The 25937-nt window shown below is 72.7% G+C and carries 26 protein-coding genes and 1 riboswitch; of the genes, 9 read left to right on the top strand and 17 right to left on the bottom strand.

The features are described from left to right. Positions 1 to 2 precede the first annotated feature (2 nt). A complete protein-coding gene (locus tag ABZ234_RS05840) occupies positions 3 to 464 on the top strand; it encodes a DUF4190 domain-containing protein (protein WP_355011172.1) in 462 nt (153 codons plus the stop codon). Between the two features lie 235 nt (positions 465 to 699). Then, positions 700 to 2346 (top strand): DNA repair helicase XPB, encoded by a 1647-nt coding sequence (locus tag ABZ234_RS05835; protein WP_355011171.1) that lies wholly within the window; start codon positions 700 to 702, stop codon positions 2344 to 2346. A 74-nt stretch (positions 2347 to 2420) separates the two neighbouring features. On the opposite strand, the gene ABZ234_RS05830 is transcribed toward ABZ234_RS05835, so the two are convergent. From ABZ234_RS05830 to ABZ234_RS05815, 4 genes are all read right to left on the bottom strand, one after another. Next, positions 2421 to 4799 carry an ABC transporter permease gene (locus tag ABZ234_RS05830; RefSeq protein ID WP_355011170.1) on the bottom strand — a complete coding sequence of 793 codons (2379 nt, stop codon included), beginning with the start codon at positions 4797 to 4799 and terminating at the stop codon, positions 2421 to 2423. Further along, entirely contained in the window at positions 4796 to 5524 is a 729-nt protein-coding gene (locus ABZ234_RS05825) for an ABC transporter ATP-binding protein (RefSeq protein ID WP_355011169.1), read from the bottom strand. Before ABZ234_RS05825 ends, ABZ234_RS05830 begins: the two co-directional genes overlap by 4 nt. Continuing rightward, entirely contained in the window at positions 5521 to 6048 is a 528-nt protein-coding gene (locus tag ABZ234_RS05820; protein ID WP_355011168.1) for a PadR family transcriptional regulator, read from the bottom strand. Before ABZ234_RS05820 ends, ABZ234_RS05825 begins: the two co-directional genes overlap by 4 nt. A 295-nt stretch (positions 6049 to 6343) precedes the next feature. Continuing rightward, positions 6344 to 6580 carry a hypothetical protein gene (locus ABZ234_RS05815; protein ID WP_267947936.1) on the bottom strand — a complete coding sequence of 79 codons (237 nt, stop codon included), beginning with the start codon at positions 6578 to 6580 and terminating at the stop codon, positions 6344 to 6346. 226 nt (positions 6581 to 6806) lie between these two features. Here ABZ234_RS05815 and ABZ234_RS05810 point away from each other — a divergent pair, with 226 nt between their 5' ends. Continuing rightward, complete coding sequence (locus ABZ234_RS05810; protein ID WP_355011167.1) at positions 6807 to 7811, top strand: R2-like ligand-binding oxidase; 1005 nt, start codon at positions 6807 to 6809, stop codon at positions 7809 to 7811. A 149-nt stretch (positions 7812 to 7960) separates the two neighbouring features. Here the strand turns inward: ABZ234_RS05810 and ABZ234_RS05805 are convergent, their stop codons facing one another. The 5 genes from ABZ234_RS05805 to ABZ234_RS05785 all read right to left on the bottom strand — a co-directional run bounded on the left by ABZ234_RS05805 (position 7961) and on the right by ABZ234_RS05785 (position 10427). Continuing rightward, positions 7961 to 8140, bottom strand: coding sequence for a BldC family transcriptional regulator (locus ABZ234_RS05805; protein WP_355011166.1), 180 nt, complete (start codon positions 8138 to 8140; stop codon positions 7961 to 7963). Then, positions 8137 to 9378 (bottom strand): methyltransferase domain-containing protein, encoded by a 1242-nt coding sequence (locus ABZ234_RS05800; protein WP_355011165.1) that lies wholly within the window; start codon positions 9376 to 9378, stop codon positions 8137 to 8139. Before ABZ234_RS05800 ends, ABZ234_RS05805 begins: the two co-directional genes overlap by 4 nt. Positions 9379 to 9632: 254 nt before the next feature. Continuing rightward, complete coding sequence (locus ABZ234_RS05795; RefSeq protein WP_355011164.1) at positions 9633 to 9773, bottom strand: hypothetical protein; 141 nt, start codon at positions 9771 to 9773, stop codon at positions 9633 to 9635. A gap of 64 nt (positions 9774 to 9837) precedes the next feature. After that, positions 9838 to 10224, bottom strand: coding sequence for a hypothetical protein (locus tag ABZ234_RS05790; RefSeq protein ID WP_355011163.1), 387 nt, complete (start codon positions 10222 to 10224; stop codon positions 9838 to 9840). Then, the gene (locus tag ABZ234_RS05785) at positions 10221 to 10427 is read right to left on the bottom strand and encodes a hypothetical protein (RefSeq protein WP_355011162.1); all 207 of its coding nucleotides are present in this window, start codon (positions 10425 to 10427) and stop codon (positions 10221 to 10223) included. Before ABZ234_RS05785 ends, ABZ234_RS05790 begins: the two co-directional genes overlap by 4 nt. Positions 10428 to 10629: 202 nt before the next feature. Here ABZ234_RS05785 and ABZ234_RS05780 point away from each other — a divergent pair, with 202 nt between their 5' ends. The 3 genes from ABZ234_RS05780 (at position 10630) to ABZ234_RS05770 (ending at position 12370) form a co-directional block, all read left to right on the top strand. Next, positions 10630 to 11481, top strand: a complete 852-nt coding sequence (locus ABZ234_RS05780; protein ID WP_355011161.1) for a helix-turn-helix transcriptional regulator — start codon at positions 10630 to 10632, stop codon at positions 11479 to 11481. An 11-nt stretch (positions 11482 to 11492) separates the two neighbouring features. Next, the gene (locus tag ABZ234_RS05775; protein WP_355011160.1) at positions 11493 to 11672 is read left to right on the top strand and encodes a DUF397 domain-containing protein; all 180 of its coding nucleotides are present in this window, start codon (positions 11493 to 11495) and stop codon (positions 11670 to 11672) included. Between the two features lie 263 nt (positions 11673 to 11935). After that, positions 11936 to 12370: a DUF397 domain-containing protein gene (locus ABZ234_RS05770; RefSeq protein WP_355011159.1), complete on the top strand. Its 435-nt coding sequence runs from the start codon at positions 11936 to 11938 to the stop codon at positions 12368 to 12370. A gap of 47 nt (positions 12371 to 12417) precedes the next feature. Here ABZ234_RS05770 and ABZ234_RS05765 read toward each other — a convergent pair whose 3' ends face one another. Next, the gene (locus ABZ234_RS05765; RefSeq protein ID WP_355011158.1) at positions 12418 to 13497 is read right to left on the bottom strand and encodes a zeta toxin family protein; all 1080 of its coding nucleotides are present in this window, start codon (positions 13495 to 13497) and stop codon (positions 12418 to 12420) included. Between the two features lie 175 nt (positions 13498 to 13672). Between ABZ234_RS05765 and ABZ234_RS05760 the strand changes: the two genes are divergently transcribed. From ABZ234_RS05760 to ABZ234_RS05750, 3 genes are all read left to right on the top strand, one after another. Continuing rightward, positions 13673 to 14104: an NUDIX domain-containing protein gene (locus ABZ234_RS05760; protein ID WP_355011157.1), complete on the top strand. Its 432-nt coding sequence runs from the start codon at positions 13673 to 13675 to the stop codon at positions 14102 to 14104. A 117-nt stretch (positions 14105 to 14221) separates the two neighbouring features. Continuing rightward, the gene (locus ABZ234_RS05755; protein ID WP_355011156.1) at positions 14222 to 15970 is read left to right on the top strand and encodes an ABC transporter ATP-binding protein; all 1749 of its coding nucleotides are present in this window, start codon (positions 14222 to 14224) and stop codon (positions 15968 to 15970) included. Positions 15971 to 16020: 50 nt separating this feature from the next. Continuing rightward, on the top strand, positions 16021 to 17781 hold the full coding sequence (locus ABZ234_RS05750; RefSeq protein ID WP_355011211.1) for an ABC transporter ATP-binding protein: 1761 nt from the start codon (positions 16021 to 16023) through the stop codon (positions 17779 to 17781). An 18-nt stretch (positions 17782 to 17799) separates the two neighbouring features. Here the strand turns inward: ABZ234_RS05750 and ABZ234_RS05745 are convergent, their stop codons facing one another. The 7 genes from ABZ234_RS05745 to thrC all read right to left on the bottom strand — a co-directional run bounded on the left by ABZ234_RS05745 (position 17800) and on the right by thrC (position 25529). Further along, positions 17800 to 18402 (bottom strand): Uma2 family endonuclease, encoded by a 603-nt coding sequence (locus ABZ234_RS05745; protein ID WP_355011155.1) that lies wholly within the window; start codon positions 18400 to 18402, stop codon positions 17800 to 17802. Positions 18403 to 18642: 240 nt separating this feature from the next. Then, entirely contained in the window at positions 18643 to 20274 is a 1632-nt protein-coding gene (gene groL / locus ABZ234_RS05740; protein WP_267947923.1) for a chaperonin GroEL, read from the bottom strand. Positions 20275 to 20825: 551 nt separating this feature from the next. Beyond that, on the bottom strand, positions 20826 to 21623 hold the full coding sequence (locus ABZ234_RS05735) for an ABC transporter permease (RefSeq protein ID WP_355011154.1): 798 nt from the start codon (positions 21621 to 21623) through the stop codon (positions 20826 to 20828). Beyond that, the gene (locus ABZ234_RS05730) at positions 21620 to 22591 is read right to left on the bottom strand and encodes an ATP-binding cassette domain-containing protein (protein WP_355011153.1); all 972 of its coding nucleotides are present in this window, start codon (positions 22589 to 22591) and stop codon (positions 21620 to 21622) included. The genes ABZ234_RS05735 and ABZ234_RS05730 overlap by 4 nt, the downstream gene beginning before the upstream one ends. Positions 22592 to 23045: 454 nt before the next feature. Beyond that, positions 23046 to 23645, bottom strand: coding sequence for a PadR family transcriptional regulator (locus tag ABZ234_RS05725; RefSeq protein WP_355011152.1), 600 nt, complete (start codon positions 23643 to 23645; stop codon positions 23046 to 23048). Positions 23646 to 23910: 265 nt separating this feature from the next. Next, positions 23911 to 24189 (bottom strand): ubiquitin-like small modifier protein 1, encoded by a 279-nt coding sequence (locus ABZ234_RS05720; RefSeq protein ID WP_267947919.1) that lies wholly within the window; start codon positions 24187 to 24189, stop codon positions 23911 to 23913. A gap of 80 nt (positions 24190 to 24269) precedes the next feature. Then, positions 24270 to 25529: a threonine synthase gene (gene thrC, locus ABZ234_RS05715; protein WP_267947918.1), complete on the bottom strand. Its 1260-nt coding sequence runs from the start codon at positions 25527 to 25529 to the stop codon at positions 24270 to 24272. Between the two features lie 13 nt (positions 25530 to 25542). Beyond that, a riboswitch (SAM riboswitch) is annotated at positions 25543 to 25684 on the bottom strand. Positions 25685 to 25937: the final 253 nt, after the last annotated feature.

Below are 25937 nucleotides of genomic sequence, written 5' to 3'. Positions count from 1 at the left end.
CCTTGAGCGAGAACTGGCAGTCCGGTCCCAACGACCCCTACGGCGACCCCTACACCGGGCAGCCCCACCCGCAGGACCTCCCCTACGGCAGCCCCTATCCGCAGCCGCCCGCCGGCTACGGCGACCCCGCGGGGTACCCGCCGCCCCCGGGCGGCTACGGCGGCCCCGTCGCCGGACACGCCCACGGCATGGAGCCGTACGCCGCCCCGTACCAGGAGGCCCCGCCCAGCCAGACGAGCGCCATCGCCGCCCTGGTGGTGTCGATCCTCCTCGTGGTGACCTGCTGCGGGTTCCTGGGCGTCATCGGCCTCGTGTTCTCGGCGCTCTCCCTCACGGAGAAGGTCGACCGGGAGAAGGCGCGGCGGCACCTCCGCTACGCCTGGATCTCCAACGGGGTGATCCTGGCGATCATGGCCGTCCTCGCGTGCCTGATCGGCTTCGCCATCGCCACCTCCGAGACCTGACCGACCGCGCCGCGCGGGCCGCGCCGGTGCGGCGGACGCGGACACGCGGACCCGGGGCCCGGCCCGGGACTCCACGCCGCCCGAACAGCGGCGGACGCGGGCGCGCGGACCCCGGAGGACGCCGTTCCGGCGGCCGGGAACGGGGCCGGGCGGGCATTTCGGCGGCAGGGCATGATCAGGGGCCCGGACGCGTTGCACCTGAGGCCGCCCCCGCCCCGCGAGATTGAAGGTCCGTGTGTCCTGCCTGATCGTCCAGTCCGACAAGACGCTCCTGCTCGAGGTCGACCACGAGCTCGCCGGCGAGTGCCGCCGAGCCATCGCGCCCTTCGCCGAGCTGGAGCGCGCACCCGAGCACGTGCACACCTACCGGATCACTCCGCTGGCGCTGTGGAACTCGCGCGCCGCCGGACACGACGCCGAGCAGGTCGTGGACGCGCTGATCCGCTTCTCCAGGTTCCCGGTGCCGCACTCCCTGCTGGTGGACATCGCCGAGACCATGCAGCGCTACGGGCGCCTGCGCATCGTCGGCGACCCCGTGCGCGGGCTGGTCCTGGAGTCCTCGGACAGGGCCGTCCTGGAGGAGGTCGTCCGGGCCAAGAAGCTCAAGGGCATGCTCGGCGAGCGGCTGGGCGAGGACTCGGTGGCCGTGCACCCCAGCGAGCGCGGCAACCTCAAGCAGGCGCTGCTGAAGATCGGCTGGCCCGCCGAGGACCTGGCCGGGTACGTGGACGGCGAGGCCCACGCCATCGACCTGGACCAGGACGGCTGGGAGCTGCGCGGCTACCAGAAGGAGGCCGCGGAGAGCTTCCACGCGGGCGGCTCCGGCGTCGTCGTGCTGCCGTGCGGCGCGGGCAAGACCGTCGTGGGCGCGGCGGCGATGGCGCTCACCGGGGCGACCACCCTCATCCTCGTGACGAACACCGTGTCGGTCCACCAGTGGAAGACGGAGCTGCTGCGGCGCACCTCCCTCACCGAGGACGAGATCGGCGAGTACTCGGGGACGCGCAAGGAGATCCGGCCGGTCACGATCGCGACCTACCAGGTGATGGCCGCCAGGCGCAAGGGCGTGTACACGCACCTGGAGCTGTTCGACGCCCGCGACTGGGGGCTCGTGGTCTACGACGAGGTCCACCTGCTGCCGGCGCCGATCTTCCGGATGACGGCGAGCCTCCAGGCCCGGCGCCGCCTGGGGCTCACCGCGACGCTGGTGCGGGAGGACGGCCGGGAGGGCGACGTGTTCTCGCTCATCGGCCCCAAGCGCTACGACGCCCCGTGGAAGGACATGGAGAACCAGGGGTGGATCGCCCCCGCGGACTGCGTGGAGGTCCGGGTGGACCTGTCGGAGTCCGAGCGCCTGGCCTACGCCACCGCCGAGCCCGAGGACCGCTACCGGTTCTGCGCCTCCTCCGAGACGAAGACCTCGGTGGTGCGGCAGATCGTGGAGCGCCACCCCGAGGAGCAGGTGCTGGTCATCGGCTCCTACATCGACCAGCTGGACGAGCTGGGCGCCTCCCTGGACGCCCCCGTGATCAAGGGCGAGACCAGGAACAAGGAGCGCGAGAGGCTGTTCGACGCCTTCCGCTCCGGCGAGCTGCGCACGCTGGTGGTCTCCAAGGTCGCGAACTTCTCCATCGACCTGCCCGAGGCGGGCGTGGCGGTGCAGGTGTCCGGCTCCTTCGGGTCCCGGCAGGAGGAGGCCCAGCGCCTGGGCCGGGTCCTGCGGCCCAAGACCGACGGCCGCGCCGCGCGCTTCTACGCGGTGGTCGCCAGGGACACCCTCGACCAGGACTACGCCGCGCACCGGCAGCGCTTCCTCGCCGAGCAGGGGTACGCGTACCGGATCACCGACGCGTCGGATCTGCTGTCCGGCGAGGAGATCTAGGGGCGGGGCCGGGCCCGGGCGGCGGGTCCCCGGTCCCCGTCACCGGGGACCCGTGTCTCCCGACCGGGCCCCGCTCACTCCGAGCGCAGGCCCTCCGGGCGCATGGTCCGCAGCAGCGCGGGCACCGCGAGCAGGGTGGTCAGGGCCGCCACGCCCACGCCGGCGCCCGCGATGACGAGGGTCTCCACCGGGATGAAGCGCACGGGGAGCCCGGCCACCCTCTGGACCATGACCCCGAGGGCTGTCCCGACCGCCGTGGCCAGCACGATGCCCAGGAGCACGGGCAGCGTGGTCTGCCACACCACCGAGGCCACCAGCGTGCTCCGCCGGGCGCCGAACGCGGTGAGCACCGCGTGTACCCGCCGGCGTTCGCGGACCTGCTCGACCGTGCCCACCACCAGCCCGGCGGCGATCACCGCCAGGCAGGCCAGGGCTCCGGCCACGAGCGCGTCACGGATGTCGGCCATGGCCGGGTTGACCACGGTGGTGATCGGGACGGTCAGGCGCGAGGTCGGATCCAGGGACCCGAGGGTGTGCCTGAGCCCCTCCTCCATTCCGGGGACGGCCGGGTCGGCCCTGATCCAGATCGTGCTCCGGACGGCGATCTCCGCGGGCACCGCGGCGGCCTCCGGGGTCGCGAGGACGACGTCCCGCGCCGTGTGCCCCGTGGCGCTCCAGGGGTGTTCGACCAGCGCCCCCTCGAAACCGGAGACCGGGGGCAGCACCCAGGGGCTCTCCGTCGCGTCCTCCCTCGGTCGGACCATGAGGGTGTCGCCGGCTCCCAGCCCGGGCAGCGCGCTGAAGACGTCCCCGGGGGAACAGGCGGGCAGGTCGGCCATCTGCCGCAGGACGTCGCAGTCGGCGATGTGGACCGGGACGTCGGTGCCGTCGCCGGTGGCGCCCCACACCGTACGGAAGGCCGCCGCCTCCTCCACACCGGGCACCCGCGCCACGGTCCCGGCGGGGTCGTCGTCGGCGGGGGGCATCCACAGCTCCGCCTGGACCTGGAACCGGGACGAACCGAACTCGTTCTCCGCGTACGCCTCCTGGGCGGTGTCCGCGAGCGTCACCGACGCATCGGCCCAGGCGTTCGCGAACAGGCTCTGCAGCGCGATGGCCCCCGCGACGGTCACCACGATGCCGCTGACCGCCCGGGTGGGCCCGCCGCCCGCCGCCGCCAGCCGGCGCTGGGCGAGCTGGAGCGCGAGGGGGCCGCCCGAGGCGCGTCGGAACAGCCGGTCCACCAGCCAGGGCAGCACGGCGGTCGTGCCGAACAGCGCGGCCAGGAGCCCGATCGCCGTCATCGGCAGCCCTCCTCCCCCGGGCAGGCCCAGGCGCCCGGCCGTCCGGAGGTCCATGCTCAGCCAGATCAGGACCACGCCGAGCACCAGGAGCAGCAGACGCCACCACACCCTGGGGCGCGGCCGTTCGGCGCGGCGCACGGTGCCGAGCGGTTCGACCACGACCCCGCGCAGGGAGGCGAGCACCACCCACAGGGCGAGCAGCGGGACCCCGGCGAACACCAGTGCGCCGAGCACGGGGTGCGGTGCCACGTCCCCGGCGTAGAGGCCGGGCCCCACCCCCACCGTCTCCACGATCGGACGCCCGGCGTAGAAGAACAGCGCCCCGAGCACCAGGCCGAGCCCGACACCGGGAAGGGTCTCACCGGCCGCGACGCGCCGGACGGCCCGGCGGTCGGCCCCCATGAGCCGCAGCGCCGCCAGGCGGCGCTCACGCTGTTCGCCGCCGAAGCGCACCGCCGCGCCGAGGAAGACCACGACGGGGGTGAGCATGACGACCACGCCCACCAGGCCGAGGAGCACGACGACCGGCCCCCGCACCACGGGGCCGGACTCCCCGCCGAACCCGGTGATCCGTATACCGGCGTTCTCCACGGCCAGGTCCTCGCTGCCGAGGTAGTAGGCCAGTTCGTGCGGTCCCAGGAGCCCTTCGGGGCCGATCTCCCCGACGACGGGGTGGTCGAACCGGCTCCGGAGGGCCTCTGTGCCCGGGGCGTCGAGCAGGTCGGCCAGCGCGGGGGAGAGGAGGAGCTCGCCCGGCCCGGGGATCTCGGTCACGCCGGGTGGGAGCGGGGGGTCGGCCCCCTCGGCCCGGAGGAGCCGCCCGTGGACCTCCTGCCCCTCGTGGACGGTGGTGGCGATGCCGATCAGCAGGGTGTCGTCGCCCGCCGGGGGCGCCGGGTGGGGGGCGGCCTGGTGGTCCATGCGGGCCGCGTTCCGCTCGGCCAGGTGGTCCAGGGCGGTCGGCAGGCCGGCGGCCAGGAGCAGACCGGCGGTGGCCACGCCGACCCCGATCGCCGTGAGGACGCTCCGGAGGACGACCTCACGGCCTCCGCGCAGGGCGAGCTGCGCGCCCAGCAGGAGTTCGCCGAGGGGGGACGGGCGGTCGCGTTCCGGACCGGTTCCGGCGGGTGTGCGGTCTCGCGGGCTCATCCCGGCCCTCCGGTGTCGAGGGTGCGGCCGTCCCGGCAGACGACCTCGCGGTCGGCGTAGGCGGCCACTCGGGCCTCGTGCGTCACCACGACCACGGCGGCCCCGGACTCCCGAGCCGCGTCGGTGAGCATGCGGATCACCCGTTCCCCGTTCAGGGAGTCGAGTGCGCCCGTGGGTTCGTCGGCGAACACCACCCGGGGGCGGGTGATGAGGGCGCGGGCGACCGCGACCCTCTGGCCCTGGCCGCCCGAGCACTCGCCGGGGGTCTTGTGCGCGAGTTCGCCCACGTCCAGCCGGTCCAGCCACTCGGCGGCGGCGTGCTCCGCCCGGCGGCGGGGCCGCCCGCCGAGCCTCAGGGGGAGCGCGACGTTCTCCAGGCAGGACAGTTCGGGGACGAGCTGACCGAACTGGAACAGGAAGCCGAACTCCGAGCGGCGCAGCGCGCTGAGCCGGGTGTCCGAGGCGGCGACCAGGTCCTGTCCGTCGTACTCGATGGTCCCGGCGTCCGGCCGCACCACGCCGGCGAGGCAGTGCAAAAGGGTGGACTTCCCCGAGCCCGAGGGGCCCATGACGGCGACGACCTCGCCGGGGTACAGGTCGAGGGAGGCGTCCTCCAGGGCCCGGGTGAGGCCGAAGGACTTGCGCAGGCCGGAGCCGGTCAGCAGGGGGGTTCCGGGAGCCTCGGGGAGGCGGTCGGGGAGGGCGCGGGGGGCGGGTCGTCTCATCTGCCGCGCACCTCGTCGGCGAGGTCGTTCAGCCGGGCGGCGGTCAGTTCCAGCCACCGCAGGTCGGCTTCCAGGTGGAACAGGGCGTGGTCGCAGATGAGCTGGTCGGACAGGTCCCCGGCGGTCTTGCGGCGGGTGAGCTCGCGCATCAGGCGCAGGTGCTCGGCGCGCTGGACGTCGAGGATCCCGTCGGCCGGACGACCGGTGAGCAGGGCGAGCACGACCTTGGCGTACAGGGTGCTCTGGAGGTAGGGCTCGGGGTTCTCCGGTGTGGCGAGCCACTGTTCGACGTCGGTGACCCCGGCGTCGGTCACGGTGTAGCGCTTGCGCTCGGGTCCCGCGCCGGCCTCCACCGCCTCCACCTCCACCAGCCCGTGCTTGAGCAGGCGGGAGAGGGTGGCGTACACCTGCCCGTAGGCGAGCGGCCGTTGGCCGGCGAAGCGCTCGTCGTAGGCCCGTTTGAGGTCGTATCCGTGCTGGGAGCGGGTTTCGAGCAGCCCCAGGAATGTCTGGCCGAGAGTCATGCCGGTGACTATACACGTCGCGTATACACGCCGCGTATAGAGTGACAGCCGCACAGGGCGACGGGAGCGAACCGCACCGGGGGTTCACCGCTCGCCGGGGTCCGGCGCTCTCGGTCGGCAGACCGGCCACGGGGCGGCCCGCGCCACCGGGTCGAGCGGGGACCGGCCGGAGCGGGGCAGGGCGGGGCGGGGACGCCGCCTCCGGGTGCGGGAGCAGGGCAGGGGTGCACCTTGGGAGGGGCGGGGCGGACACGGGCCCGGGGGCGTCCCGTCCGGGGGGCGGCCCCCGAGGCCGTCAGACGGAGGGCAGCCCGCCCATGACGTAGGTGCCCGCCGCGATGCCCCACGCCACGAGGGAGTAGCTGAGGGTGCGGGTGCGCAGGATCCGGTCTCCGCGGACGGACGGGGCGGTGAAGGCCGTGATGAGGAGCGCCATCCCGAGGAGTGCGGGGATGGCGGAGGCCAGCGCGAAGAGCTGGGTCTGGGCGGCGCAGGCGGCGTAACCGGCGGTGCCGGGATCACCACAGAACACGTCGTCCCCCGATCGGATCGTTCAGTGCGGGCGGTACTCCCCGACCGTACCGTTTCGGCGGGGGGCGGCTCGCCGTGATGCCGACCGGGGCGCGGCACGGGGAGGCGGAGCGGCCTTCCGACCGAACCGAATTCGGTTTTCGCGGGGCGGATGCCGCCCATCCCCTTTACACGAGAGGCTTCCGTGTCCAATCATGAGGGCAGTCCACCCCCCAGGAGGTCCTCCCGTGCCCGACGAGCCCGCCCCCGCCACCGGATCGCCGACCCCCGCCCCCTCCGGTCACCGGACGGGGTTCCACACCCTCCGGAACGGCGGCCTGAACTGGGACTCCCTCCCCCTCAGACTGTTCGCCAAGGGCAACGCCCGCTTCTGGAACCCGGCGGACGTCGACCTCTCCCGGGACGCGGAGGACTGGCAGGGCCTCGGCGGTGAGGCCCGCGAGCGCATCCTCAGGCTGTGCGCGTTCTTCGTGGCGGGCGAGGAGGCCGTGACCGAGGACCTCCAGCCGTTCCTGCGCGCGATGGCGGCGGAGGGCCGGCTCGGCGACGAGATGTACCTGACCCAGTTCGCCTTCGAGGAGGCCAAGCACGTGCAGGCGTTCCGGCTGTGGCTGGACGCCCTCGGGGTGCACGAGGACCTGCACGGGTACGTGGACGACAACCCCGGCTACCGGGCGCTGTTCTACGAGGAGCTGCCCGGTTCGCTGGAGGCGCTCCTGGACGACCCGAGCCCCCGGAACCAGGTGCGGGCGTCGGTGACCTACAACCACGTCATCGAGGGCTCGCTCGCGCTCACCGGCTACTACGCCTGGAACCACGTGTGCACGGTCCGGGGCGTCTTCCCCGGGATGAGGGAGATCGTGCGGCGGATCGGGGACGACGAGCGCCGGCACATGGCGTGGGGCACCTTCACGTGCCGCAGGCACGTCGCGGCCGACGACGCCAACTGGGACGCGGTACGGGAGCGGCTGGACGAGCTGCTGCCGCACGTGATGTCGACGGTGGAGCGGGGCGAGGAGTTCTCGGAGAACCCCGGCATGCGGCGCTACGAGCTGCCGCCGGGCGAGCTGGTGAGGTACGCCGGCGACCGGGCGCTGCGGCGGCTCGGCGCGATCGAGTCCGCGCGCGGGGTGCCGCTGTCGCGGATCGACGTGGACGCCGCCCCGGAGGAGCTGGAGGAGAGGTTCGGCGAGGAGGACCGGCAGGCCATGGCCGGACTGACCGGGGAGTAGGGACGGGCCCGAGCCTGCGGTCCGCCCCCAGGAGGGGCTGTCCCCGCCCGGCTCCGCGAGGGAGCGGTGGGGCACGGGGCGGACGACGGGGGCGGACGGCTCGGCGGCGGTCCCGCGCGCCCGGCCCGGTCGGGGCCGGGCGCGGGGGGTCACCGGTATCCGAGCAGTCGCCTGACCTCGCTCTCGCGGTAGCGCCTGTGGCCGCCCAGGGTCTTGACCGAGCTGAGGTGTCCGGTCCTGGCCCACTTGGCGACGGTCTTGGGGTCCACCCGGAACAGCCGCGCCACCTCGGCGGGGGTGAGCAGTTCCTCGAACTCGGTCGCGGTCACCGGGGCTCCCCGGATCGGTCCGAGCGGCCGGAACGGGCCAGACGGTCGGGGCGGTCGGGGCGGCCCGACCGGTCGGGGTGCTCCGGGAGGCCGGGCCGGCGGGCGGTCCACAGGACGGCCTCCGGCTCTCGCAGCCACACGGAACGGCTCCCCTGTCCGTCGTCCACCGTCAGCCCGAACTCCGCGAGGCCCGGCTCCCCCTGCCCGCGCCACCGGGTGAGCGCCTCCTCGAACTCGTCCACCAGCCGCCGGGACCCGCCTCCCTGTTCGACGCGCCCGTCCGGGTGCAGGCGCGCCCACGACCCGCAGCGGGTGGAGCGCACCCACATGTGCGGTTCGTCCGCGCCGCGCTCCATCCGCATGCCGAACGTCCAGTCGGGCACGAGCAGTGCCAGGAGGAGACCGCTCTCGCCGTCGAGGAGGTAGCGGGGGTCCCCCTCCGCCCGGGTGGTGCGGTCGGGGACCGCGTCCGCGTCCGGAACGCGCCCTCCGGACGTGCGCTGGCCGCGTGCCCACATGAACGCGAGACCTCCCTCGAAGCGGCCTTCGGCCAGGGTGTCGCCGCGCTTCTCCAGGACCGCGAGCACGCCGGACGGCGCACCCGGGGTGGGCGCCCACGGGGTGACGAGCAGCCCGCGCGGGTGGAGCTGGGCGAGCCATCCCGGCGGGATGTCCGCCACCTGGCACGTGGCGATGACCCGGTGGAACGCCGGAGCGCCGGACAGGCGGGCGTGCTCCGCGTCGGCGTTCACGGTCTCCGGCGCGTACCCGGCGGCGTGCAGCGCCGACCGGGCCGTGTCGGAGACGGCCGGGTCGATCTCCATCGTGGCCACGCGCTCGTCACCGACCAGTTCGCACAGAAGTGCCGCGTTGAACCCGGTCCCCGTGCCGATCTCCAGCACCGAGTGCGCGGGTTCGATCCGGGCGGCGGCGAGCATGCGGGCCATGATCGTCGGCGCGGAACTGGAGGAGGTGGGCAGGCCCATGCCGCCCTCGCGGCCGTCGTCGCGCTGGGTGGTCAGCGCCTGGTCGCTGTAGGCGGCGCGGAGCCAGGCGTCGGGGTCCTCGGCCCGGTCGTAGCGGGTGCGGCCATCGCCCCACACCACGTCGGGCAGGAACTCGTGCCGGGGCACCCTGTGGAACAAGGAGGCGATGTGCTCGGGGATGCCGTCCGCGCGGAGCCGGTCGGCCAGTGCGCGGGCGAGAGGGAGGTGGTCCCTATCGGGAGTGTTCCTCATCAGCGCACCTTTCCCGTGCCGTTGCAGCCTGTGCAGGGCACCCAGTCACCGAGCGCCTTGCCCGGGGTCTGTCCGTCGGTCGTGACGAACTTTCCGCCGACCCCGCTGCACATCGAGCAGTCCTGCTCGGCGGCCGGGCCCCTCCGGTCGGTAGCGGAAGGTGCGGTGGCTACAGCCGGGGATGGGGGTGGGGTTGTGGCTGGGGTTGGGACTGTTGCTGTGGCTGTGGTCATGCTGACCTGCTCTCTGGTCGGTCACCCTCGGGTGACGGTGACGGTGTCGCCGCAGTGGCGGCACCGCATGGTCCGGATGTCGGGGTACTTCGAATCGGCCGGATCCGGGATGTAGTCGTGCTGGCCGCTGGTGGTCTTCTCGCACCTGGTCCTGCCGTCCACGCCGTGCTCCTCGGGGGAGGTACGGAAGGGCGCGCCCCGGCCCCCGCTCAGGGCGCGCCCGGTCTCAGAGGACGGAGACGGCGCGCACGGCCGCCATCCACACGGCGCGCAGGCCCCCGGCCGGGACACAGGGGTCGCCGGAGAGGTCCGAGCTGCCGGGCGGAGCAGGGCTGCCGGACCGGGCTGCGGGGACGCGGACGGTGGCCCCGGCTGTCGTCGGCGGTGCGTCGGCGGGAAGGGTCTCCAGCGGCGAGTGCCAGGTCAGCGGATGCGGGTGCGGGTCCGGACCGGGGACTGTGACGACGCGGGTCACGGGCCCCCGGCGGGCCGCGTAGACCGCGTGGCCCTGGAGGTCGGGGCCCAGGTAGGTGACGGCCGCCCCGTGGGCGGTGGCCCACGCGGTGAGCGCCGCCATGGTGGACAGTTCGCGGAGATCGCACACCCGAGTCATGCCACGGCCTCCAGTCGGCGGAGGCCGTCGAGCACCGCGCCGAGGACGTCCAGCGCCGGAACGGCGGCAGTGACGCGGAAGGCGGACGGCTCAGGGACGTAGTGCCTGACGCGGGCCGCACGCCGGGGACGGCGGGTCCGTATGGCCTCGGACGCGAGGTGGCGGACGGCGACGAGCGCCGAGGGGTTCAGGTAGCGCGCCATGGCGCCTCCTTCACAGGGTGCCGGGTGGGAAGCCCGGCGGGGAATGAGTGCTCTCAAGAAACCATGAAATCCTCAGAGTTTCAAGATTTTCATGGTTTCCTTACTAGCAGACTGTGAGGATTTCATGTCGTCTGTATCTGGATGCCCGAATCACCGACCAGCCGTAACATTCCGAGTGACGCCTCACCCCAGGAGAGAGACCATGTCCGACACACAGCGACGCCTCAGCGTGCGACGCCGCCGACTCTCCGAGGAACTACGCGCCCTCCGTGTCGCCGCAGGGATGACGCTGGAGGATGCCGCCGCAGCCACGGAGTGGAGCGTCGGGAAAGTCTCGAACATCGAGACCGGCGTCCGCCTACGCCCGAGCGTGGTCGAAGTACGTGCGCTCCTGGATGTCTACGGCGTCACCGACGAGCGCCGCCGCGAGAGCCTGTTCGCCATCACCAGGCAGGCCGGGAAGAAAGGGTGGTGGACGAAGTACGGTGACGTCTTCCCAGACGAATTTCCCGTGCTGGAGTCGGACGCGACCTCAATCAGCACCTACCAGCCGATGATCATTCCAGGGCTTCTACAGACCCCGTCGTACGTGGAATTGCTGACGCGGTCGGGAAACTTGACGCGCGACCCGATTGACATCGCTCGCGTGGTTGATGCGCGCCGTCGTAGACAGGAACTGCTCACCGGGCCGGACCGGCCGACGCTGTGGGCAGTGATCGACGCGGGCGCCATCGAGCGTCTCCGGGCCACCCCGGATGTGTGCCATGAACAGGCCGGTCATCTCGCCGACATGGCTGACCGCGAGTCCGGCGTCACGATTCAGATCGTGCCGTTCAGCGCGGGCATCCACGCCGGAGCGAAGGGTGCGTTCGTACTCATGGACTTCGCCGCCGCCGACCCGGTCGTCTATCTGGAGATGGACCAGGACGGCCTTTTTCTGGAGGAAGCAGACGAGACAACGCGTTACCGAAACCTGTTCAACCACCTCGTGAGTCGCTCTCTCGATGTAGACGAGAGCGTTGCCTATCTGCGTGAGATAGCCAAGGCACCCTGAAAGAAGTTCCGATGCTCATTCCCGAGACCCTCGAATTCCGCACATCGAGCTACAGCGACCGCAGCGACTGCGTTGCCATCGCGGATGTCCCCGGGGGCGCGGTGGTTCGCGACTCCCAGAACCCGGACCGTGAGCAGCTGGCGTTCGCGGCACCGGAGTGGGTTGCGCTCCTGAGCACCGCCCGCCCGTAGGCACGAAAGCGGGGAGCCCCTGCGTTGGCAGGGGCTCCCCGTTACTCATTCCCGCGCCGAGTCTACTGGGCAGGCCCGATGCCAGGTAGCACTCGAACAAGGTGACTGCCTCCGGCGGTCCGCACCACAGCGCTTAGCAGAGGAACGCCGCAGGTGAGACGACCTGGCCTCGTGAGCCCACTCCCCCGCGACGGGCCCCAGCTCGTCGGCCCCTGACCGCATCCGGCCACCGACACCACCACGTCAGCGGGTACATCCCGGAGATGAGCGAACTCGCGCCCTTCCGGTCCGGTCACAACGAAGCCACCCCGCAGAACCACATGGACCTCGACTTTCGCAAGTCCAGCTACAGCGACCGCAACAACTGTGTGGAGGTCGCCTTCCGCAAGAGCAGCTACAGCAATCAGGCACAGAACTGCGTCGAGGTGGCCGACGTCCCGGGCGCGAGCCTGATTCGCGACACCCAGAACCGCCACCTCGGCCACGTCGAATACCCGGCCGACGCATGGGCCGCGTTCCTCGCGGTCGCGACCTTCCGCAAGTCGTCCTACAGCGCGACCGCGAACGAGTGTGTGGAGGTCGCCGACCTTCCCGGTAAGCACCTGGTCCGCGACACCCAGAACAGGCAACTCGGCCATCTCGCCTTCCCGTCCGCCGAGTGGCGGGCGCTGATCAGCACCACCCGGCGCGAGAAGTAGCCCACGGCGCGGAGCCCCCACCTGCACAGGTGAGGGCTTCCGTATGTTCATCCCTCGACGTCGCGCCAGAGGTCGCGCCGACCTCGTTCGGCCTCCAGGGCGATCCGGCCGAAGGGCTCGGTGCGCCAGTCGCCGTCCTCGAGGTGGTTGGTGTAGAGCACGTCGCCGTCCCGGGAGAGCACGTACAGGGAGTCCACGAGCCGGTGGGTCTCCAGGAACTCCACCGTGTTGGGCACTCCCAGGTAGAAGCGGTCGTGGTGCACTTCCGACATGACGCGTCCGAAACCCTGGTGGGCGCGGGCCCGCGCAAGACGGTCGGCGAGCGCAAAGCGGCTGTTGGAGGAGTGCGTGGCCACGAACGCCACCTCGACCCGGTACCCGGCGTCGCGGAACCCCTCCACCCAGGAGGCCGCCCAGTCGGCGCGTCCGAGGGGGTGGCTGCACACGACATCGGCCCGTCCGGATCGCACGTGCTCCAGGGCGAGCCCGTGCAGACCGGCGACCTGGCGTGCGAGGGAGCCCGAGGCCGCCGCGTCGTCGGCGGCCATCGCCCACTCGTAGTCGGGCGCGAGCCTCAGCAGGTCGTCGCCGTCGTAGCTCACGGTGCCCTCCGGCAGAGCGGGCAGGAGCAGGCGTTGCAGGGTGGACTTGCCCGCCCCCGGCTGGCCGCCGAGGAGCAGCAGCCTGGGGTGCTCCCGCGCCCCACCCGTGAGGCGGTCGCGCAGGGCCAGGTCGAACAGCGCACCCAGGTCCGCGTCGTCCAGGACACGTCCGGGGTCCCGGGGCGTGGCCCCGTCGGGAACCGGCACGGGCTCGGCGCGCAGTGCGGCGACCACGGCGGGCAGTTCCGCGTTGACGGCGTCGACCCCGTCCGGGGAGAGGAACGGCAGGCGCGCCTCCTCCGCCAGGAGCACGGCCGCCCGCTCCCTGAGTTCGGGCCGGGTGTCCGCGCGGCTCAGACAGGCCCCGACGGCCGCGCTGTACAGGTTGTACGCCTGTTCGCGGGCCTCCCTGTGGGCGTCGGACTGCGGGGGGATCCCGCCGCCGGCGGCGATCTCCGCGAGGAGGAGTCCGGCTGTCGCTCCGGCGGTCCCCGCCGGGGCCGTTCCTCGGGTCCGCGTCTCCATGCCGTCCGTCCTTCCCGGGCCCCGGGGCCCGCGCCGTCCGCCGCTGACTGGATGCTAGTGCGTCGCGTCACCCCCGGGACGCGGGTTCGGCGGTTCCTCCCCCACACCCAGCCCCCTTCCCCACACCACGGCCCCTCCCCGCCCCGCAGTCCCCTCTTCGCCCTACAGTGGGCCCATGACCTCGACTCCGCCGGCGCAGTCCGGCACCCCCGCCGTGATCGACGCCCTGGCCTGGGTGCACGTGAGAGACGGACGGCTGCTGTGCGTCCGCACCGAGGGCGTCGACCGGTTCTACCTCCCGGGCGGCAAGCGCGAGCCCGGCGAGAGCGACGAGGCGGCCGTGGCGCGCGAGGCCGAGGAGGAGGTCGGCGTGGTGCTCCGCCCCGGAACCTTCCGGCAGGTGGCGGTCATCGACGAACTGGCCTACGACAAGGCGCCGGGGACGCGGGTGCGGCTGTCCTGCTACTCCGCCGAGCACGACGGCGAGCCGACCGCCGACAACGAGATCGCGGAGCTGGCGTGGATCGGCTTCGCCGAGCGCGAGCGGTGCGCCCCGGCAGTGCTCCGCCTGGTCGAGCTGCTGCACGGGCAGGGCACCGTCAGGTGACCCCGCCGGGCGCGTGCGCCCGGCGATGACACCCGGCCCGACCAGGCACGATACCCCTGGCCCGTCCTGGAAAAATGAGTGGACCCGCCCCGGTTCTCTGGTTACAGTCCGAGAACTGTGCGCGTACTTCCTCAGCCTCCGGGCATTCCCGACCACCGTTCGGCCAACCGCTTCCTGCTGTGGCTCGCCCGATCGGAGTGGCGCCCGCTCGCGTGGGCGGGGGGCGTGGACAGCGCCTACAGGCTCTGCGGCGTCCTCATGTCCGCGGCGGTCGGCGCCACCCTGGACTCCGGCGTGGTCGAGGGCGACCCGCGGTCGCTGCTCCTCTGGTTCGGCGTCCTCACCGGCCTGACCCTGCTGAGCACGGCACTGGTGCCGGTCGGCGTCCGGGCGATGGCGTTCAACTGGTACTCGTCCGCGTACCGCACCGTGCAGGTCGTCATCGCGCGGTCGGTCGCCCTGGGCCCCACCCTCACCCGGCGGCTCCCGTCCGGCGAGGTGGTCGCGGTCGGCACGGACGACATCGACCGGGTGGGCGACTTCTACGAGGACTCCGCGCTCGTCCCCGCGTCGGTGGTGACGATCGGTGCGGTGAGCGCCCTCATGCTGTCGTCGCACGTCACGTTCGGCCTGATCGTGCTCGTCGCGGTGCCGGTGATGGTGGTCGGCATGGTGCCGCTGCTGCGCCCGTTCTCCCGGCGCCAGGAGCACCACCGCACCAGGCAGGCCGAGCTGACCACGCGGGCCACCGACCTGGTCTCCGGGCTGCGGGTGCTACGGGGCGTGGGCGGGGAGCGCACCGTCGGCGACCGCTACCGCGAGGAGTCCCAGCGCGTGCGCGCCGCCGGCGTGCGGGTGGGGTGGATGGACGCCGCCCTCCAGGCCGTCCGCGAGCTGTATCCGGGACTGCTGCTGGTGGGCATCGTCTGGTACGGCGCCCGGCTGGCCCTGGCCGGGGACATCACCGTGGGCCAGCTCGTCGCGTTCTACGGGTACACGGGCAACCTGGCCGTGGCGATCCGGTACCTGATGCACGCCTCCTCCCTGTTCATCTCCGCCCGGGTGGCGGCGGACCACGTGGTCCGCGTGCTCTCCCTGGAGCACGACCACCCCGACCCCGAGCACCCCGCCGATCCCCCGGCCGCCCCGTGCGACCTGCGCGACCCCGTCAGCGGGGTCGTGGTGGCCGCCGGGCGCACCACCGGCGTGGTGTGCTCCGACGCGGCCGGGGCGACCGCCCTGGCCGAGCGCCTGGGCCGGTACCGCGAGGACGAGGGGGACGGTGCGGACGCCCTGCTCGTCGAGACGGCGACCGGCCGCGAGGTGCGCCTGCGCGACCTGCCGCTGCGCGACGTGCGCCGCCGCGTGCTGGTCGCGTCCAACAGCGCCCACCTGTTCTCCGGGAAGCTCCGCGAGGAGCTGTCCCCGGACGAAGGGCTCTCCGACGACCGCCTCGCGGCGGTGGTCCGGGCCGCGTACGCCGACGACGTCGTGCGGCAGTCCCCGGCCGGGTTCGACGCGCTCCTCACCGAGCGCGGGCGCGAGTACTCCGGCGGCCAGCAGCAGCGGCTCCGGCTGGCGAGGGCGTTCGGCCTGGACCCCGAGATCCTGGTCCTGGTCGAACCCGCCTCCGCCGTGGACGCCCACTCCGAGGCGGCCATCGGCGCACGGCTGGCCGCCGAGCGGAAGGGGCGCACCACCGCCCTGATCACCACCAGCCCCCTCCTGCTCGACCACACCGACCACGTGCTGTTCGTGGACGGCGGGCGCGTCGTCGCCGAGGGCTCCCACCGGGACCTGCTCGCGAGCGCCCCCGGCTACGCCGACACCGTCCTGCGCACCGTCTCCACGAGTGGGAAGCCATGACCCGGACCACCGAACACGCCCTCCCCCGCACCGACGACCCCGAGCTCCCGATGCCGGCGGAGACCGCCGCCCTGCCCGTGGCGCCCGTGTCCATGGTCTGGACACGCCTGCGCCGGGCCGGCCGCGACCACGGCGGGCGGCTGCTCGCCGTGGTGGTGCTGTACGGGATGGCGGCGCTGGCCGCGCTCGTCGCCCCGTGGGTGCTCGGCATGGTCATCGACGCGGTCCGCGGCGGGGCCGACCCCGGCCGGATCGACCTGCTGGCCGTGGTGATCGTCGTCGGCCTGCTGTTCCACGCCGGGTTCACGCTCGTGTCGGTGGCGCAGTCGATCCGCTTCGGGGAGGGGGTGCTGGCCGAGCTGCGCGAGGAGTTCGTGCGCGCGGTCCTGCGCCTGCCGCTCGGAACGGTGGAGAGGGCCGGGACCGGCGACCTGGTGGCCAGGTCGGGCCGCGACATCGGGCACCTGAGCCACACCGTGCGCCACTCGGTGCCGGTGATGGCGGTGAGCACGGTGACGGTGGCCGTCATCGTCACCGCGATCGGCCTGCTGCACCCCGCGCTGCTCCTGGCCTGGGCGCCGACCCTGCTGATCATCTGGGTGTCCACCCGCTGGTACGCCCGCCGCGCCCCGGACGGCTACATCCGGGAGCTGGCGACCTACTCCGACCTGACCCAGAGCGTCACGGACACCGTCGAGGGGGCACACACCCTGGAGGCGCTGGGACGCCAGCTCCGCCAGACCGCGCGGGCCGACGCCAAGATCCGCCGCGCCTACCGGGCCGAGCGGTACACGCTGTGGCTGCGGTGCGTGTGGTACCCGCCGCTGGAGTTCGCGTACCTGTTCGCGACCGCGTGCACGTTCCTGGTCGCGGGGTACCTGCACGCCGACGGCATGCTGACCGTCGGCCAGATCGCCACGGCCGTGTTCCTGTCCGTGCAGATGACCCGGCCCGTGGAGCAGCTGGTGGACCAGGTGGACAGCCTGATGATGGGCTTCACGAGCCTGCGCCGCCTGCTGGGGGTGCGGCTCGCCGAGGAGCGGCCGGGGGTCTCCGAGGCGGACGCGGACCACGTGCCCGGAACGGTGGAGGTGCGCGGCGCGCGGTTCGGCTACACCGACACGGAGGTCCTGCACGGGGTGGACCTGGTCCTGTGCCCCGGCGAGCGCCTGGCGGTGGTCGGGCCGAGCGGCGCGGGCAAGTCGACCCTCGGCAAGCTGATCGCGGGCGTGCACGGGCCGACCTCCGGGAGCGTGCGCGTCGGCGGGGTGGACATGGCGGGGCTGTCACCGGAGCTGCGGCGCGAGCGGGCGATCCTGCTGAGCCAGGAGAGCCACGTGTTCCGCGGCACCGTGGCCGAGAACCTGGCGCTGGCCCTGGACGCCGCCGAGGTGGACCGGGACCGGCTGTGGGAGGCCCTGGCCGCCGTGGACGCCGACGCCTGGGTCCGGTCGCTGCCGGACGGGCTGGACACGCGGGTGGGGTCGGGCAACCTCACGTTGGACCCGGCCCACGTGCAGCAGCTCGCGCTGGCCCGGGTGGTGCTGGCCGACCCGGAGGTGCTGGTGCTGGACGAGGCGACGTCGCTGATGGACCCGGGTTCGGCCCGCCACCTGGAGAGGTCCCTGGCCGGTGTGCTGTCGGGGCGGACGGTGGTGGCGATCGCGCACCGGCTCCACACGGCGCACGACGCCGACCGGATCGCCGTGGTGGAGGACGGCCGCGTCAGCGAGCTGGGCAGCCACGACGAGCTGCTGGCCCGCGGGGGCTCGTACGCCGACCTGTGGCACGCCTGGCACGGGGCCGTCTGAGCGCTTCAGGCGTCGCCCTCAGGACGGCCACTGGTCGGGACGGGGGAACCTGGAGGTGTCGATCTCCAGGCCGAAGGGCTCCGGCAGGCCGATCTTCTCGCCGAACTCCACGGTCGTGGCGTGGTTGTACCGGCCGTTGCCGGGCTGCTCGTAGAGGGTGACCGACGGTCCCATGTCGTCCCAGGCGTCGATCAGCAGGTAGAGCGGGACCGGGGCGTGGGCGTAGCCCCACAGCTTCTTCCTGCGGTCGACGTCCATGCTGCTCCTGGACACGATCTCGACCACCAGTTCGGCCTCGTCCGCCGGGCAGGGGCTCACGGACGGATCGAGGACGACGGACTCGGGCATGACCACCAGGTCCGGCACGTACAACCGCTCGACGACCGGGAGCTGGATGCCGAGGGTCTGGTAGACGCCCCGGTCGTCGGGGACCGTGCTGAGCAGAGCACGGTTCACCCGGGCCGCGATGTAGGTGTGAGGTTCGGGAGGGGGCGCCACGAGCACGACTCCGTCGTCATCGACGATCTCGGCCCGTCGGCCGTCGTGCACATCCAGCTCTCGCCAGGTGCGCAGCACGTGGTCCCATCGCGACGACTCCGCCGCCGGGGCGGCTTCCGTCATGGCCGGACTCATCTCGCTCGCACCTCCGGACAGGAAGCGTAACGCTCCGCACCCCCGTCCGCCCGACACTTCGCAGAATAGCCACGGCCCCCTCCGAAGGACAGTCCCCGTGCCCGGCGGTCCCCGCGCCGGTAGCCCCGGAGGCACCGGCCCCGGACACAGCGAAACCGGGCGGCCCCGAAGGGCCGCCCGGTCGTCGCGGGCGAGGTCGCGTACCGGACCCCAGAACTCCAGGAGGTCCTAGAAGTCCATGCCGCCCATGCCACCGGTCGGGTCGCCGGCGGGAGCCGACGCCTTCTCCGGCTTCTCGGCGATGACGGCCTCGGTGGTCAGGAACAGACCGGCGATGGAGGCCGCGTTCTGCAGAGCGGAGCGGGTGACCTTGGTCGGGTCGATGACGCCGTCCTTGAACAGGTCGGTGTACTCACCGGTGGCGGCGTTGAGGCCGAAACCGGGCTCCAGGTTGCGGACCTTCTCCGCCACGACGCCGCCCTCGAGGCCGGCGTTGATGGCGATCTGCTTGAGCGGCTCAGCGATGGCGCGACGCACGATGTCGGCGCCGATGGCCTCGTCGCCCTCGAGGTCGAGCTTGGCGAACGCGGGGACGCTGGCCTGCAGCAGCGCGACGCCACCGCCGGGCAGGATGCCCTCCTCGACCGCGGCCTTGGCGTTGCGGACGGCGTCCTCGATGCGGTGCTTGCGCTCCTTGAGCTCCACCTCGGTCGCGGCGCCGGCCTTGATGACGGCCACGCCGCCGGCCAGGCGGGCGAGACGCTCCTGGAGCTTCTCGCGGTCGTAGTCGGAGTCGGTGCGCTCGATCTCGTTGCGGATCTCGTTCACGCGACCGGCGATCGCGGTGGCGTCACCGGCGCCGTCCACGATGGTGGTCTCGTCCTTGGTGACGACGACCTTGCGGGCACGGCCGAGCATGTCGAGCTCGGTGTTCTCCAGCTTGAGGCCGACCTCCTCGGTGATGACCTGGCCGCCGGTCAGCACGGCGATGTCGCCGAGCTGGGCCTTGCGGCGGTCACCGAAGCCCGGGGCCTTGACGGCGACGGACTTGAAGGTGCCGCGGATCTTGTTGACGATCAGCGTCTGGAGGGCGCCGCCCTCCAGGTCCTCGGCGATGACGACGAGCGGACGACCGGCCTGGAGGACCTTCTCGACGACCGGCAGGAACTCGTTGTTGTTCGAGATCTTGGAGTTGACGATGAGGATGTAGGGGTCCTCGAGGACCGTCTCCATGCGCTCGAGGTCGGTGGCGAAGTAGGGCGAGATGTAGCCCTTGTCGAAGCGCATGCCCTCGGCGAGCTCCAGCTCGAGCCCGAAGGTCTGCCCCTCCTCGACGGTGATGACGCCTTCCTTGCCGACCTTGTCCATCGCCTCGGCGATGGTCTCGCCGATCTGGGTGTCGCCGGCGGAGATCGAGGCGGTGGAGGCGATCTGCTCCTTGGTCTCGATGTCCTTGGAGAGGTTGCCGAGCTCCTCGTTGATGCGGGAGACGGCGGCCTCGATGCCGCGCTTGAGGCTGATCGGGTTGGCGCCGGCGGCGACGTTGCGCAGCCCCTCGCGGACGAGGGCCTGGGCGAGCACGGTGGCGGTGGTGGTGCCGTCACCCGCGACGTCGTCGGTCTTCTTGGCGACCTCCTTGACCAGCTCGGCCCCGATCTTCTCCCAGGGGTCCTCGAGCTCGATCTCCTTGGCGATGGAGACACCGTCGTTGGTGATCGTGGGGGCGCCCCACTTCTTCTCCAGAACGACGTTGCGGCCCTTCGGGCCGAGCGTGACCTTGACGGCGTCCGCGAGCTGGTTCATGCCGCGCTCGAGGCCGCGACGGGCCTCCTCGTCGAACGCGATCAGTTTGGCTGCCATTGGATTCTTGTCCTCCCGTGACCGGGCTGATACGCGATGGGACGAGGCATGCGCCCGCGACGGACGACCGGAGCGCTCCGACAACCCTGCTGTCGGGAGCCACGGTCTCGCAGCCTCGATCCGGTTAGCACTCAAGGAAGGCGAGTGCTAACCAGGTCCCTTTTTAGCACTCGACCATGGAGAGTGCAAACGATGTGGTCACGATTTCCCCTCCCCTCCTACCAGCATCTACCTGCACATACACCCCGTGATGAGCGGTTTTCCGCGCTCAGCGGACAGGCTCCGGCACCCTCCGTGCCTGCGCGAACGGCCCGCTCCGGCCCGGGGCCCGGTGCAGGCCCCGGGCCGGAGCGGAGGCCCGGAACGGGCACGGGCCGAAGCGAGGCGGAGGCCCGGAACAAGCACAGCCCGGGTGCCCGCGGGGTTCTGGAGGTGCCGTAGGCGGGTTCGCGAGGAACGAGCCAACCTGCCGTAGGCGCCGAAGGTTCCCGCGCTGACAGGCACCCGGGCACGGGCCGAAGCGAAGCGGAGGCCCAGAACAAGCACAGTCCTCAGGAGCTGAGCCTGCGCATCGCCCGGGAGCCGAACGCGAGCGCCGCGACCGCCAGCGCGACCGCGACGGCCCAGCCGATCCCGACCGACAGGCCCCAGTCGCCCGCGAACAGGGCCCGTTCGGCGTCCACGACGTAGGCCACCGGGTTGAGCCGGGACAGGCCGTAGAGCCACGACGGGGCCAGCTCCATCGGGAGCAGCACGCCGGACAGCAGCATCAGCGGCATGATCACCGTCTGGAGCACCGGAGCGAACACGTAGGTCTGCTTCACCGCCATGGCCGTCAGGTACGACAGGGTGGACAGGCCGATCCCCAGGACGGCGAGCAGGAGCAGGCCGACCACCGCGCCCGCCACGGAGATCCGCAGCCCGAAGGGGATCACCAGCACGATGATGAGCACCATCTGCGCCATCATCTGCGCCACGTCCCGCAGCACCCGGCCGAGCAGCAGCGACACCCGGCTCGCCGGGGTGGCCAGCATCCGCTCGTGCGCGCCGGAGGCCATCTCCGGAAGCAGCCCGAACCCGGCGAACCCCGTGGTGAACAGGGCGACCATGACCAGCAGGCCGGGCACGAACCACTGCCAGGGATTCTCGCCCTCGGCCCCCGCCAGCCCGGTGAGCAGGGGCGCGAACAGCACCAGGTACAGGATCGGCTGGAGCATCCCGAAGCCCAGGAGCAGGGGCCGGTGCAGCAGCGGGCGCATCTGGCGGACGAACACGGTCCAGGTGTCGCGCGCGACGCCCGACCCGCGCGCCGGGGCCGCCCCGGTCCTCGGCTGTTCACTCACGGTCATGCCTCCTCCTCGCGCAGGCTGCGCCCGGTCAGGGTCAGGAACACGTCGTCCAGGGTCGGCCGCTGCACCCGCACGGAGAGCAGCGCGACCCCGGCCGTGTCGAGGGTGCGCAGCAGTTCGGGCAGGACGCCGTCCCCGCGCTCCACGCGGAAGCGCACTTCCGGGTCCCGGCCCACGGCGGTGACGACCTCGGCGGGCCCGGCGGAGGGCACCCGCTCGGCGATCCCGGCGCCCGTGCGCGCGTCCTCCTCGCTTCCCACGGAGAAGGTGACCAGGTCCCCGGACACCTTGCCCTTGAGCTCGTCGGCGGTGCCGTCGGCGATGACGCGTCCGTGGTCGATGACCAGGACCCGTTCGGCCATGTCGTCGGCCTCGTCGAGGTAGTGCGTGGTGAGCACGACCGTGGTGCCGAGCCGTTCGCGCAGCCGGGCCACGTGCTCCCACAGGTTGGCGCGGCTGTGCGGGTCGAGGCCGGTGGAGGGCTCGTCCAGGAACAGCAGGCCGGGCTCGTGGACGAGCCCCATGGCGATGTCGAGCCTGCGGCGCTGGCCGCCGGAGAGCTTGCCCGCCTCCCGGTCGGAGGCGCCTCCCAGGTCCAGCAGGTCGAGCAGCTCGTCGGCGCGGCGGCGCGCGGTGCGGCGGTCGAGCCCGTACAGGAGTCCCTGCGTGCGCAGCTCCTCCCCGACCCGCTGGTCGCCGCCGGCCCCGTTCCCCTGGCCGACGAACCCGATCCGGCGTCGGACCTCGGCGGGCTCGGTGCGGATGTCGCGCCCGGCGACCGTGGCGGTCCCCGAGGTGGGCTCCAGCAGTGTGGTGAGCATGCGCAGCGTGGTGGACTTACCGGCCCCGTTGGGCCCGAGGAGCGCGACGAGTTCGCCCTCCTCGACGTCGATGTCGACGCCGCGCACGGCCTCGACGACGTCCTTGCCGACCCGGAACGTCCGGGCCAGCTGGTGCGTGTGGATCATTCCGCCTCCTTATTCAAACTTGAATGCGGCGACGAGTCTGCCCCATCCCCGGCAGATGTTCAAACTTGAATATTAAAATCGGCGACTGTCCCTGCTCAGACGCGCGGGGCGGTGACGGGGCCGGGGATGCGGGGCTCGGAGGCGGGTTCCGCCGGGCCGGACACGGAGAGCACGAGGAGGGGCGCCCGGGAAGGGCGAGGGGCGTCCGTGCCGCCGGAAGCGCGGTGTGCGGGGGAAGCGCGGGGGCGGAGTCGTGTCACGGGGCGGCCGTGCGCGAAGGGGCCGAGGTTCCGGGACCGGGCGACCCCGGGGGCGGGCCCGGCCGACCCGGGTCCCCGGTGGCGGGGCGCGAGAGCAGGTGCGGCCCGGGGGCGGACACGGCGGCGGCCGGCCACGGGAACGGCGTGCGAGCGGGTCGGCGGCCGGACGGCGCCGTGGGCCTGGCGGCCGGAGGTCAGGCGTCGTCGCGTACCGGCGGCAGCCCGAAGGCGCGGGGGCTGTCGTCGGCCATCGTGTACTTCCCGGCCTCCAGCGAGGCGATCAGCCGGCGGGTCCACTCGGCGCCGGCGTCCATGGTGAGCCGCCACAGCGTGAACAGCTCGCGCACGTGCGGGGGCTTGCCCCACTCGGCGTCCGTGGCCCGGACCGCGTCGCCCAGCCCCGGGGACGCCTCCTCCAGTGCGGCGAGCCGCTCCTTGAGCAGCCCGACCGCCTCCGCGCGCGGCAGCGAGGTCATCAGGGTGATCCCGGCGCACAGCAGGCCGTGGTCGTCGCCGGTGTGGCGCAGGGCCTCGCCCATCAGCCGGCGGAGTTCGGCCTCCCCCTCGTCGGTGAGCGCGTAGGAGGTGCGGCCCACCTCCTCGTCGCCGGGGGCGGTGAACTCCCGCAGCCTGCCCTCGGAGGTGAGCTTGTTCAGCGCGTGGTAGATGGACCCCCACTTGACGTTGGCCCACTCCTTGGCGCCCCAGGACATGAGTTCGCGGCCCACCCGGTACCCGTGGGTCCCCCCGTGGATCCGCACCGCGCCCAGCACCAGCAGCCTCGTCGCCGACATCGCCGTCCTCACTCGTCTCCGCCGTCCCCAGGATACGAGCAGTGACGGGACCGCCCCTCCCGCACGGACGACCGGGCCGACCGCCGCCCGGAGCGCGGGCGCGGGTCGCGGGGCGCGAACGGACGCCGGCCGACCGCGACCGGCGGGCGCGGGGAGGGCCCGGAGACGCCGCGAGGGGGCGGCCCCGCCCCCGCGTTTCGCGGCGGGCCGGGCCGCCCCCTCGCGGGCGGTGGCGTGCGGCGCCGGGACGGCGCGCGGCGAGCGGTCAGCAGCCCCCGGCGACGGCCGGGATGATGGAGACCTTGGCGCCGTCGGCGATCTCGGTCTGGAGGCCCTTCTCGAAGCGCACGTCCTCGTCTCCGACGTACACGTTGACGAAGCGGCGCACCTTGCCGTTGTCGTCGAGGATGCGGGCGCGGATGCCCGGGTAGTTGGCCTCCAGGTCGTCCAGGAGCTCGGCGAGGGTGCTGCCCTTCGCCTCGACCTCGGAGGCGTCGTCGGTGTAGGTGCGCAGGATGGTGGGGACGCGGACGCTGGCGCTCATGGCGGTGTTCTTCCTTCTGCTGTGGATCGGCGGGCCGTCGCACGGCCCCGCCGGGACGGACTGTGCTTGCGGAGCGGAGGTCAGACGAGGCCCGCGTCGGTGAACGCGCTCAGGGACGGCTTGATCGTGGCCGTCACGCCGGCGTCCACCGCGTTGAGGGTCTTGAGCCCGTCCCCGGTGTTGAGCACCACGGTCCGCGCCTTCGGGTCGAGCCTGCCCTCGCGCACCAGCTTGCGGAGCACGCCCGTGGTGACGCCGCCCGCCGTCTCGGCGAACACGCCCTCGGTGCGGGCGAGGAGCTTGATGGCGTCGACGATCTCGTCGTCGCCCACGTGCTCCACGGAGCCGCCGGTGCGCTGGGCGATGTCGAGCACGTACGGCCCGTCCGCCGGGTTGCCGATCGCCAGCGACTTGGCGATGGTGTCGGGCTTGACCGGCTGGATGACGTCGATGCCCTTCTCCCAGGCCTGCGCGACCGGGGAGCAGCCCGTGGCCTGGGCGCCGAAGATCCGGTACGGGCGGTCCTCGACCAGGCCGAGCTCGACCAGCTCCCGAAAGCCCTTGTCGATCTTGGTGAGCTGGGAGCCGGAGGCGATCGGGACGACGATCTGCTCCGGCAGCTGCCAGCCGAGCTGCTCGGCGATCTCGTAGGCCAGCGTCTTGGAGCCCTCGCCGTAGTAGGGGCGCAGGTTGACGTTGACGAACCCCCAGCCCTCGCCGGCCGGGTCGCCGATCAGCTCGGAGCAGAAGCGGTTGACGTCGTCGTAGTTGCCGTCGATGGCGACGACCTTGCCCCCGTAGACGGCGGCCATGACGACCTTGGCCTCCTCCAGCCCCGCGGGGATGAACACGCAGGAGTCGAACCCGGCGCGCGCGGCGGCGGCGCCGACCGCGCCGGCCAGGTTGCCCGTGGAGGAGCAGGACAGGGTGGTGAAGCCGAAGGTGCGTGCCGCCTCGACCGCGATGGCGACCACGCGGTCCTTGAAGGAGTGCGTCGGGTTGCCGGAGTCGTCCTTGACGTACAGGGAGTCGATGCCCAGCTCGGCGGCGAGGCGGTCGGCCTTCACCAGCGGGGTCAGGCCGGGGGCCATGTTGGGCAGCTCGGCCACGTTGTCCGGGACCGGGAGGAGGGAGCGGTAGCGCCAGATGCTGTTGGGGCCGCTCTCGATGTCGGCGCGGGTGACGTCACCGAACTCGTAGGCCACCTCGAGGGGGCCGAAGCAGAACTCGCAGGCGAACTTGGGGGTGAGTTCGTAGCGCCGGCCGCATTCGCGACAGGAGAGCGCGGTTCCGGGGCCGAAGGCGCGGACGGAGGTGGGTTCGGCGGCAGTGATCGCCATGGCGAGGCGTCTCCCCTCATCTTCCCTGGCGGACACCTTGTCCCCAGGCCGGAGTTGGCACCTGCCCCAGCCGCCTCACGGGTTCGTGAGTAGTGCGTGCTGGGATGGTTGCCGGGGCTTCGCAGGGCCGGTCCCTCCACCCCTCTGGATGAGCAATATGAAGTTGTGGGCGGTCCTGTCGGATCCGCACGGTCACTGTAACGGACTCGTCGGCCGGTTTTCCACGGCTGGTGATCCGGGTAACACTAACCCGCTCACATGCTGAGACGTCGCCGGTCGGCGCGCCGGGGGCGCGCGTGGCCTGTTTCGGGAGCGTGACGCCCGGCACCGTCGGCCCCCGAGGGGTTTGGGGCGGCTGTCGACCGGCGAGACATAAGGTGCGATCCGCTTCCGCGCAGGCCGCGCCCG

This window comes from Nocardiopsis sp. NPDC006198, assembly GCF_040613895.1.
Taxonomy (GTDB): domain Bacteria; phylum Actinomycetota; class Actinomycetes; order Streptosporangiales; family Streptosporangiaceae; genus Nocardiopsis; species Nocardiopsis tropica.
This window is presented reverse-complemented; position numbering and strand designations above follow the sequence as displayed.